Annotated in this window: 2 protein-coding genes; both read right to left on the bottom strand. The window is 73.8% G+C overall.

The window, feature by feature from the left end; all coding sequences use genetic code 11:
* The coding region (locus tag IY392_RS06250) for a DUF4118 domain-containing protein (protein WP_194860779.1) at positions 1 to 1947 on the bottom strand (1947 nt) is incomplete at its 3' end.
* A 9-nt stretch (positions 1948 to 1956) separates the two neighbouring features.
* The coding region (locus tag IY392_RS06245) for a potassium-transporting ATPase subunit C (RefSeq protein WP_194860778.1) at positions 1957 to 2423 on the bottom strand (467 nt) is incomplete at its 5' end.

Below are 2423 nucleotides of genomic sequence, written 5' to 3'. Positions count from 1 at the left end.
GTCCTCGGGGCCGAAGTCCACGTCCCCCGACCGCAGCGAGGACACCGAGAGCTTGGCCGCGGCGAGCGGGGTGCGCAGGTCGTGGCCGACCGCGGACAGCAACGAGCGTCGCAGCCGGTCGGCCTCCGCCAGGGCCTGGCTGTCGGCCGCAGCCCGGGCCAGTTCCTGGTTGCGCACGAGGGCCGACGCGTGTTCGGCCACCACCGCGAGGATCCTGCGATCGTGCCCGGTGAGCCGTGGCCCGGCGAGCAGGAGCCGGTCGCCGGGTTCGGTCTCCACCGAGGTGGTCAACGAGGACTGGACCGAGGTCGTCGCCTCGGCCTCGCTCGCGGGCGGCCGCGCCCCGGCGCCGGCGACCATCGTGCCGTCCGCGCCGAGGAACGCCACCCCGTCCTGGGCGTAGACGTCGCGGACCTTCTCCAACAGCGCGTCCAGCCGGGGGGCGCGCAGTGCGGATTTGGCGAACAGGGTGAGCAGTTCGGCGTCCCGAGCGGACCGCGTGGCCTCCCGGTGCCGCCGCGCGGACTGGTCCACCAGCACGGACACGGCGATCGCCACGGCCACCATGACCAGGATCGACACCACGTTCGCGGGCTCGGCGATGGTCACGCTGTACCGCGGGTGGGTGAAGAAGAAGTTGAGCACCAGGCCCGAGACGATCGCGCACACCGCGGCCGGCCACACCCCGCCGAGCAGCGAGACCGCCAGCACTCCCACGAGGAAGAACCACCCCTGGGAGCTGAAGTCCAGCCGCTCGTCGAACAGTTGGTTGATCCCGCCCACGAGAACGGGGACGCCGATCGCTCCCGCCCAGGCGGAGGTCCGGCGGGCGGCGGGTCGCGGCGCCCCCGGGCGGCGGGTGCCCGAGGCCTCGGGGTGGGTGACCATGTGGACGTCGATCGGCCCGGAATCCTGCAGGACCGCCGACCCGATCCCCTCGTCGAACAGTCGCCGCCACCGGCTGCGGCGGGAGGTGCCCAGGACCAGCTGGGTGGCGTTGATCCCGCGCGCGAAGTCCAGCAGCGTGGTCCGGACGTCGTCACCGGCCACGGTGTGGACGGTCGCGCCCAGACTCGCCGCGACCTCGCGCACCTCCGCCATGCTGTCGCCGGGGGAGACCAGCCCGTCGCCGCGCAGCACGTGGACGATCACCAGCTCGGCCGAGGACCGGGAGGCGATGCGGCTCGCGCGCCGGACGAGGGTCACCGACTCGGGGCCGCCGGTGATGGCCACGACTACCCGCTCGCGCGCCTCCCAGGTGTCGGTGATCCGCTCGGTATCCCGGTAGCGGCCCAGCGCCTCGTCCACGCGGTCGGCCAGCCACAGCAGCGCGAGCTCGCGCAGCGCGGTGAGGTTGCCCACCCGGAAGTAATTGCCCAGGGCGGCGTCGACGCGCTCGGCCTGGTAGACCTGGCCCGCCATCAGGCGCAGGCGCAGCTGCTCGGGGCTCAGGTCCACGAGTTCGATCTCGTCCGCCGCGCGGACGACGGCGTCCGGGACCTTCTCCCGCTGCTCCGAGCCGGTGATCCGGGAGACCACGTCGTTGAGGCTCTCGAGGTGCTGGATGTTGAGCGTCGAGTGGACGTCGATCCCCGCGTCGAGCAGGTCGGCCACGTCCTGCCAGCGCTTGGCGTGCTCGAGCCCGGGCGCGTTGGTGTGGGCCAGCTCGTCGACCAGGGCGATCTGCGGGGCGCGCTCGAGGACCGCGGGCAGGTCCATCTCCGTCATCCTGGTCCCGCGGTAGGACACGGTCCGGCGCGGCACCGACTCCAGCCCCTCGAGCAGGGCGGCGGTCCCCGCCCGACCGTGGGTCTCCACCAGGCCCACCACCACGTCCGTGCCCTCCGCGACCAGGCGATGGGCGCGGTCGAGCATCTCGGTGGTCTTGCCCACGCCGGGGGCGGCCCCCAGGTAGATGTGCAGCCGCCCCCGCGTCGTTCCGGACATGGTCAGACCCTATCCCCGCGCTGCACGGCCGGGCTCCGCGCAGCCGGGAGCCGTGAGACCCAGCGCACTGTTGAGCGCACTGTTGAGTTCGGTCACCCGCACCCTCGGCTGGCCGAGGAACCCCAGCTGGCGGCCGTCGGTGTGCTCGGCCACCAGCACCTCGACGCGCTCCCGGGGCAGGCCGTTCTCCCGCGCCACCCGGTCGACCTGGATCGCGGCGTACTCGGGCGAGATGTGCGGATCGAGGCCGGAACCCGGGCCGGTGACGGCGTCGACCGGCACCTCGTCCGGGTCCACGCCCTCGCGCTGGGCGATCACCTCACGCCGGACGGTGATCCACTCCGCGAGTTCCGGGTTGGACGGCCCCAGGTGGGAGGGTGCGCCGGCGGCCGGGTCGCCGGGCGCCATGGCCGCCGCGGTCGGGTCGGCCTGGTCCCCGGACCCCACGACACGGGCGTGGAAGAACGGATCCGGCT

Origin of the sequence: Dietzia sp. SYD-A1, from assembly GCF_015356725.1 — a bacterium.
Lineage (GTDB): Bacteria > Actinomycetota > Actinomycetes > Mycobacteriales > Mycobacteriaceae > Dietzia.
Note: the sequence above shows the minus strand (reverse complement) of the source record. Positions and strands in the feature narration are given on the sequence as shown.